Origin of the sequence: Kribbella antibiotica (assembly GCF_004349055.1) — a bacterium.
In the GTDB taxonomy this organism is placed as follows: domain Bacteria; phylum Actinomycetota; class Actinomycetes; order Propionibacteriales; family Kribbellaceae; genus Kribbella; species Kribbella antibiotica.
The window spans coordinates 1-7,124 of the sequence record NZ_SMKX01000254.1 but is presented as its reverse complement, the minus strand read 5'-3'; the positions used below and the strand labels follow the sequence as shown (position 1 = coordinate 7,124).

General features: G+C 65.6%; 7 protein-coding genes and 7 tRNA genes. 9 read left to right on the top strand and 5 right to left on the bottom strand.

What is annotated here, in order from left to right; all coding sequences use genetic code 11:
* Window positions 1–701: 701 nt before the first annotated feature.
* The 3 genes from E1263_RS41435 to E1263_RS41425 form a co-directional block, all read right to left on the bottom strand.
* A tRNA-Val gene (locus E1263_RS41435) sits at window positions 702–773 on the bottom strand.
* 24 nt (window positions 774–797) lie between these two features.
* Window positions 798–868 (bottom strand) — tRNA-Cys (locus tag E1263_RS41430).
* A 32-nt stretch (window positions 869–900) separates the two neighbouring features.
* Window positions 901–973 (bottom strand) — tRNA-Gly (locus tag E1263_RS41425).
* Window positions 974–1,148: 175 nt separating this feature from the next.
* On the opposite strand from E1263_RS41425, the gene E1263_RS41420 reads away from it, so the two are divergent.
* Window positions 1,149–1,967: an aminotransferase class IV gene (locus tag E1263_RS41420; RefSeq protein WP_132177795.1), complete on the top strand. Its 819-nt coding sequence runs from the start codon at window positions 1,149–1,151 to the stop codon at window positions 1,965–1,967.
* On the opposite strand, the gene E1263_RS41415 is transcribed toward E1263_RS41420, so the two are convergent.
* The gene (locus E1263_RS41415) at window positions 1,964–2,974 is read right to left on the bottom strand and encodes an MBL fold metallo-hydrolase (protein ID WP_132177793.1); all 1,011 of its coding nucleotides are present in this window, start codon (window positions 2,972–2,974) and stop codon (window positions 1,964–1,966) included. The genes E1263_RS41420 and E1263_RS41415 overlap by 4 nt on opposite strands.
* Window positions 2,975–3,070: 96 nt before the next feature.
* On the opposite strand from E1263_RS41415, the gene E1263_RS41410 reads away from it, so the two are divergent.
* Window positions 3,071–3,562 (top strand): MarR family winged helix-turn-helix transcriptional regulator, encoded by a 492-nt coding sequence (locus E1263_RS41410; protein WP_132177791.1) that lies wholly within the window; start codon window positions 3,071–3,073, stop codon window positions 3,560–3,562.
* On the opposite strand, the gene E1263_RS41405 is transcribed toward E1263_RS41410, so the two are convergent.
* A complete protein-coding gene (locus tag E1263_RS41405) occupies window positions 3,563–4,123 on the bottom strand; it encodes a CGNR zinc finger domain-containing protein (protein ID WP_132177797.1) in 561 nt (186 codons plus the stop codon).
* A gap of 122 nt (window positions 4,124–4,245) precedes the next feature.
* Here E1263_RS41405 and E1263_RS41400 point away from each other — a divergent pair.
* The 7 genes from E1263_RS41400 to E1263_RS41370 all read left to right on the top strand — a co-directional run bounded on the left by E1263_RS41400 (window position 4,246) and on the right by E1263_RS41370 (window position 6,756).
* Window positions 4,246–4,317, top strand: a tRNA-Val gene (locus E1263_RS41400).
* Window positions 4,318–4,650: 333 nt separating this feature from the next.
* Entirely contained in the window at window positions 4,651–5,097 is a 447-nt protein-coding gene (locus tag E1263_RS41395; RefSeq protein ID WP_132177789.1) for a pyridoxamine 5'-phosphate oxidase family protein, read from the top strand.
* A gap of 25 nt (window positions 5,098–5,122) precedes the next feature.
* Window positions 5,123–5,557 carry a VOC family protein gene (locus E1263_RS41390; protein WP_132177787.1) on the top strand — a complete coding sequence of 145 codons (435 nt, stop codon included), beginning with the start codon at window positions 5,123–5,125 and terminating at the stop codon, window positions 5,555–5,557.
* Window positions 5,558–5,568: 11 nt separating this feature from the next.
* Window positions 5,569–6,240 carry a hypothetical protein gene (locus E1263_RS41385; RefSeq protein WP_132177785.1) on the top strand — a complete coding sequence of 224 codons (672 nt, stop codon included), beginning with the start codon at window positions 5,569–5,571 and terminating at the stop codon, window positions 6,238–6,240.
* Between the two features lie 238 nt (window positions 6,241–6,478).
* Window positions 6,479–6,551: transfer RNA gene (locus tag E1263_RS41380), tRNA-Gly, on the top strand.
* Between the two features lie 31 nt (window positions 6,552–6,582).
* Window positions 6,583–6,653 (top strand) — tRNA-Cys (locus E1263_RS41375).
* A 31-nt stretch (window positions 6,654–6,684) separates the two neighbouring features.
* Window positions 6,685–6,756: transfer RNA gene (locus E1263_RS41370), tRNA-Val, on the top strand.
* Window positions 6,757–7,124 lie beyond the last annotated feature (368 nt).

The following is a 7,124-nucleotide window of genomic DNA, read 5'->3' as shown; positions in this document are numbered from 1 at the left end:
ATAAGAGACAGCTCTGGCCCCAACTCCGCCGCCATTACTAGCTGTTGCCTTCCCTGAATTGGCTGCAACTCCCCAGCAATTACGCAAGACCTCTTGTACAAGCCCATTGCAAGCAGCGCACGTCGCGGCCGACAGCGCATGCTCTGGCTGCACGCCGCCGCGGCCGTTTCACCGAAACACCCAGCGAGCGCGAGTCCTGCGGCTGAGCCGGATGGCGAGCCCGGCGCCCAACCGAACGCCGCGTGAGGTCCCGTCCAGTGGCTACCCACCGACGAGGCCCACAACCAATCCGCAGCAGAACTACCCGCCCACCAACTCCCGCACCGGTCCCCCGTGAACCTTTGTGGACTCCCAAGGCCAGATCGCGCCCTTGATCATCCACAAAGGCCGCCCACCCCACCAACATCCGAAGCCCCGGAGACGGGCCCTCCGACCCTTCGGACGTCACGCGGGACCGGGGCGAGGCACATTTTTCTTGCCTTCACGACCGCCAGAGCCGTTGCGCGGACCCGCACAAGCCCGCCCCAGCCGTAGCGCGCAACCGTACAAGCCCGCCCCAGCCGTAGCCGCCGATGCGAAGCGAGGCGAAGGGGGTGCGGGTGGCGAAGCCCCCGCCCGCGGCAAGCGAAGCGCAGCCGCACTAAATGACGAAGGCGACCCGCTCCGCGCACTCCGCGGACACAGATCGCCTATCGCCTTCGTGGACGATACTGGGATCGAACCAGTGACCTCTTCCGTGTCAGGGAAGCGCGCTACCGCTGCGCCAATCGTCCAAGCAAACTACGCAAATATTCTCGAGGTGGAGACGGGATTCGAACCCGTGTACACGGCTTTGCAGGCCGTTGCCTCGCCTCTCGGCCACTCCACCAAGCAGAACTTGGCTCCTCAAAACCATCTCCGAGCGGACAACCGGGCTCGAACCGGCGACCTTAACCTTGGCAAGGTTACGCTCTACCAACTGAGCTATGTCCGCACTACGACCGGTTTGGTGTTCCCCGGCGCGAGAAGAACACTAGCTCATTCCGCCCGCAGTTCAAAAATCGGGGTCCGCCGATTGGTCGACGGACCGTCATCGACTGGTCACCTCAGGGTGGTCCCGCGGCCCCGATTCACCTTGCCACTAAGGTGTTCAGCGGAAGGAGCGGTACATGCGAATCTGGGTGAACGGCGAGCTCGGCGATGAACTGGCGACAGTTCCGGCCCTCGACCACGGACTGACCACGGGTGACGGGGTGTTCGAGACGATCAAGATCGTCGACGGACAACCGTTCGCCGTACGGCGGCATCTTGAGCGGCTGGTCCGTTCCGCCACCGGTCTCGGCTTGCCGGCGCCGGACGTCGCCCGGGTCGAGAGCGGAATCGCCGAGGTGCTCGCGACCGATCCGGGCATCGCGTTCGGCCGGCTGCGGATCACGTTCACCGGCGGCGTCTCGCCGCTCTCGTCGGATCGCGGCACGACCGGCCCGACGATCGTGATCGCTTCCCAGGCCATCGAGCCGCCCGCGCCGACTTCCGCGATCGTCACCGTCCCCTGGACCCGCAATGAGCGCAGCGCCGTGGCCGGTCTGAAGACGACGTCGTACGCCGAGAATGTCCGCGCGCTCGCCTATGCCAAGGAGCGCGGCGGCAGCGAGGCGATCTTCGCCAACACCATCGGCGCCCTGTGCGAAGGCACGGGCTCGAACATCTTCTGCGTGTACGGCAATGAGCTCGTGACGCCGACCCTCGAGTCGGGCGCACTGGCCGGCGTGACCCGCGCACTCGTCGTCGAATGGTTCGGTGCGAGCGAGCGCGACGTACCGCTGGCGCAGCTCTTCGAGGCCGACGAGATCTTCCTCACATCGACCACCCGCGACGTCCAGGCCATTCACCGCGTCGACGACCGCGAACTGCCTGCGCCGGGCTCGATCACCGCACAGGCGGCAAAGGTCTTCGCGGAGCGCTCACTGGACGACACCAACCCCTAAAGATCCTTCGGGGCGTCCAGCATCTGCGAGGTCGCGACCGTGACGATGTTGTCGCGGGTGAAGACGTCAACCCCGGCCAGGCGGTGCAGCCATTTGCGGTAGATGACTGGTTCAACCTTGTCGGCGACGGCGTCGTACCAGAGTTTGAAGGCTGCCCAGTTGTGGCCGGGTTCGACCTGCCCGAAGAACGGCGTGGACGGAGTCGCGGCGACGGCCTTGCGGGTCTCGTTCCACAGGTCGTAGGTGAATTCGCGGGACACCTTGATGTCCTTCGGCGTGCCGAGCCGATGCACGTGCCCGCCGACAAAGGTGTCGATGTCAAGCTTGGCCAGCACATCATGCGAGCGCAGGACGCCGGGGACGCTGTCCGCCGTACCCCAGGCGCTGAACGGCGACCAACCCGGCAGTACGACGTCGATCATCAGCGCGGCCCGTTGGCGCGGCGCGTGCACGATGATGTTGCCTGCCTCGTGATTCGGGCCAGGGTAGCTCAGTTCGAGGTGCTGGTCGCCGACCGTCAGTGAGTAGCGATCAGTGAAGGTGCGGGTCGGCATCGGGCGAGCCTTGTCCCGGTCGGCGCGGATCAGCCGTGCGGTGTCGGCGTGCGCGATTCGGACGATATCCCCGAACGCCGCGGCGCCGGCGATGTGGTCCGCGTGGTGATGGCTGTAGACGAGGTGGGTGACGCGCTTGCTGGTCACTTTGCCGATCGCATGCGGCAGCGCGGTCGCGAGCGCAGGCGGCGCATCCAGCAGGATCACGCCGCGGTTGCTGACCACGAAGGCGGATTGCGTACCGCCCGCGGTGACCGCGTACATCTCGGGTCCGATGCGGTCGAGGCGATAGCCGTCTGGACCCATGGGCAGCGGCTTCGCATCAGCCGGCAGCGGCACGTACTTGGACTGCGCCGGAGCCGCAGCGATCGCAGGACCAGAGCGCAGTACGACGCTCGCCGTACCGACTGCAGCAGCGGCTTTCAGCATCCCCCGACGGGTGGTTTCAGTCATCAGGCACTCGCCTTCCTCGCAGTTGTTCAAACTGGAACTACTTGAGGACGATAGCCGGTCGTTCGAATTTGAACAATCATTCGTTAGGATGAGGCCATGACAGACGGAGCCGGGCTCAGCGATCGCGAACTACGCACCTGGCGCACCTTCCTCGGCGTCGCGACCGTGCTCAATCAGCAGGTCGAGCAGCAACTCAAGGACACCGCGGGTCTGTCGCACCCCCAGTACGAAGTCCTGGCGCGGCTCTCCAACGCCCCCGACGGCGAACTGCGCATGACCGAGCTCGCCGGCATCGCGCTCACCTCGAAGAGCGGCCTCAGCTACCAGGTCGCCCAGCTCGAAAAAGCCGGCCTCGTCCAACGGCGCCCCTGCGCGACGGACGAGCGCGGCATCGTCGCGGTTCTCACCGAAGCCGGTTGGGCCAAACTGCGCGAAAGCGCCCCGAACCACCTTGCGTTGGTCCGGAGCGCCTTCGTCGAATCACTCAGCGCGAATGAGTTCGCCGCACTGACGGCAGCCGTCGACGCCCTCGGAACCCATCTCGGGCTCACCGGCGAAACCGTCACCGCCCTGCGCGTGCAGAGCTGACTACTCCCCCGAAGCCTTCCGGCGCTCGCGGTAGGCAGCCACGTGCAATCGGTTCCCGCAGGTGCGGGCGTCGCAGTAGCGCTTCGAGCGGTTCCGCGACAGGTCAATCAAGGCGTCATCACAATCCGGCGCCTCACACCGCCGCAACCGCTCCCGCTCCCCCGCCGAGATCACCTGCGCGAGCGCGATCCCGCACTCCACAGTGATCCGGCACGCGAGCGACGAACCGTCCCGCGAATAGTGGATGTGCCACGGGTGCCCGTCATGATTCGTCAGCCGCGGCGTCGTCGTACCGCGCGCAATGATCGCGTTGATCATCGCCGCCGCCGCCGCATCCGAATCCGTCGTGAACACCGGCGCGAACAACGGCCGCAGCTCCCGGACATCGGTCAGGTCCTTGTCCGTCAGGATGCCGACCGCACTGAACTCCCGCTCCTGGACGAACTTCTCCAGCTCCTCCAAGGCCCCCATTGTGTCGACCTGGCTGTTCGGTCCGGGCAGCGTGTTGACCAGCCGGACCAGCGTTCCGAGCGCCTGCTCGGTGTCGTGCGAGAAAGTCACAATCACGTCTCCAACGTGACGGGGTCTCCGTCCTGGCCCAAGAGTAGCCCGCCCCGATTAGAACGTCGCCGAATCATGCGCTAAGGTTTCACCCGCAAGACCAGGCAACACGCACCAAGCCTGGGCGATTGGCGCAGTGGTAGCGCGCTTCGTTCACACCGAAGAGGTCACTGGTTCGAACCCAGTATCGCCCACGAAGTCGATAGGCGACTCGTGCCCCCGAAGAGCGGGGGCCGGGTCGCCTTCGTCATTTTGTGCGGCTGCGCTTCGCTTGCCGCGCGCGGGGGCTTCGCCACCCGCACCCCCTACGGCCTCGCTTCGCATCGGCCGGCTGGGACTGGGGTTCGCTTGTATGGTTCTGCGCTGGGGTTGGGGTTCGCTTGCCCATTCGCGGTGGGGTTGGGCTCGCCTGCTCGTTTCTGCTGGGGTTGGAGTGCAGTTCACGCGCGAGTTCGGTACGGCGCTGGTGTCGCGCGCTTGGCTGTTCCGCGTTGGGGCTGGGGCTTTGGGTGTGGCAGCGTGGGGTGATGGTTGAGTCTGGTGTGCCTCGGGCGTTGGCAGTTCGTCGGCGGGACTGCTTGCGGCGGCTAGAGGACGATGTTGATGCTTGGGTGGCTACGGCTAGTCCTGAGGGGACGCCGTACCTGATGCCTCTTTCTTTTCTGTGGAACGGGGAGTGTCTGTTCCTGTCTACTGCTGCGAGCAATCCGACGGCTCGGAATCTTCGGGCGAATCCGGCCGTCCAGTTGACGCTCGGGGAGCTCCGCGATGTCGTGCATATCTCTGGGGTGGCCGACGCCGGGCAGCCGACTGCTGCGGAGGCGCAGGCGTTTGCTGACAAGGCCGGGTTTGATCCGCGGCCTCTGGCCAACTACCCCTTCATCCGGATCACGCCTACCAAGGTCCAGGCCTGGCGAGAGGTCGGCGAGATTGCGGGGCGGTTGTTGATGCGGGACGGTGTTTGGCTCGCCTGAGCTGGCGCGGAATTAGGGTGGGTGGATGGCTGATGTTCGGATGATTCAGGTGGCTTTTGATTGTGCGGAGCCGGAGCGGGTGGCTCGGTTCTGGTGTGAGGTGTTGGGGTACGTGGTGCCGCCGCCGCCGGCGGGGTTCGAGTCTTGGGCTGCGTTTGATGCTTCGTTGCCGGCTGAGGTGCAGGGGTCGGCGTTTGCTTGCGTGGATCCGAACGGGGTCGGGCCTCGGCTGTTCTTTCAGCGGGTGCCTGAAGGGAAGGTCGTGAAGAACCGGGTGCATTTGGATGTGCGCGTGGGGACCGGGTTGGTGGGGGCTGAGCGGTTGGCTGCGTTGCAGGCTGAGCAGGCTCGGTTGGAGAAGTTGGGGGCGACTGTGTTTCAGGTGCAGCTGGCTGACGGGTTCAACGAGTCCTGCATCACGATGCTGGATGTCGAGGGGAACGAGTTCTGCTTGGACTGAGGGGTGCGGCTGTGGGGGTTGAAGAGGCGTTGAGGTTGTGGGATGAGTTCCCGGTACGGCGGGCGCCTCGGCCGATTGTGTTGATGGACTGTGCCATTGGGCGTGGGCGGCTGTCCCAGCGCGAGCAGGTGCTTGGGCATCGGCCGGTGGTGTCGGAGGTGGGCTTGCCACCGGGGATATTGGGGCGGTTGCAGCCGAAGTACCCCGACGGCTCCGCGCCGGCGGTGGTGACGTCGGTACGGCGGGTGTGGCCGGAGTTCCGGACTGATCGCGGGCATCGGCCATTACCGGCGTACCGGCTTGAGTTTGCGGGGGCGACCGGAGACTTGCTGCTACTTGATGACTCTGTGGTGGCGCGGACGTGGTGGCCGGAGGGACTGACTGGGCGGTGGCGGGGTGGGCTGCCAGGGATGTGCGCGTCGGTAGTCATGGACGGTGGACGCAGTGTGCGGCTGCTGTTTCAGGGGGCGTTGCCTTCTTACTCCGACGTGCGGGTGCGGGCGGTACACGAGTCGCGGACGGCCGTACTGGTGGAGGTTGAGGACTTGCCTCATCGGCCCGGATCGCCGATGCCGTTGGCTGCTGTTGGCCGGGTTGTCATGGCGCGCCTGGAGCAACCGCTGGGCGCTCGGGTGTTACTGGTGGGCGAGGGCGTTCCGGTGCAAGTGATGTCGGCCGGGTGATGGGACTCGCGGCCTGTCTGCCGATGGAACCGGCCGTCGACAGGCTGACGCGGCGGCAGCTCAGAAGGCGGCCGGAATCACTCAAAATCCGGGCGCCTTACCGGCGTGTCGAGTGGACAGAAAACGTGGTGCGAATGTGGCGAATGAGGTCGTTTTCAGGCGTGAAAACCCAGTTTTGCGACCCACCAAAAGTGCGCTAGTGTTCTGCTCACGCCGGGGAACACCAAACCGGCGGAGTGCGGACATAGCTCAGTTGGTAGAGCGTAACCTTGCCAAGGTTAAGGTCGCCGGTTCGAGCCCGGTTGTCCGCTCGGAGATGGTCTTGAAGGCCAAGCTTTGCTTGGTGGAGTGGCCGAGAGGTTAGGCAGCGGCCTGCAAAGCCGTCCACACGGGTTCGAATCCCGTCTCCACCTCGAAGAAGTTCTTGAGGTTGTTGTACCGCTTGGACGATTGGCGCAGCGGTAGCGCGCTTCCCTGACACGGAAGAGGTCACTGGTTCGATCCCAGTATCGTCCACGAAGGCGATAGGCGATCTGTGTCCGCGGAGTGCGCGGAGCGGGTCGCCTTCGTTGTTTTGTGCGGCTGCGCTTCGCTTGCCGCGGGCGGGGGCTTCGCCACCCGCACCCCCTTCGCCTCGCTTCGCATCGGCGGCTACGGCTGGGACGGGCTTGTACGGTTCCGCGCTACGGCTGGGACGGGCTTGTACGGTTCCGGGCTGCGGCTTGGGTCGGCTCGCATCGTTCCCGCCAGTGGCTGGCGCGCGCTCTCACCGTTCAGCGCTACAGCTGGGTCCGCTAACACGGTCACCACTCGGCTGGGTCGGCTGACACGGTTGCGCGCTACGGCTGGGGTCGGCTGGAGACACGAAGTTGGGGCCGGAGGGC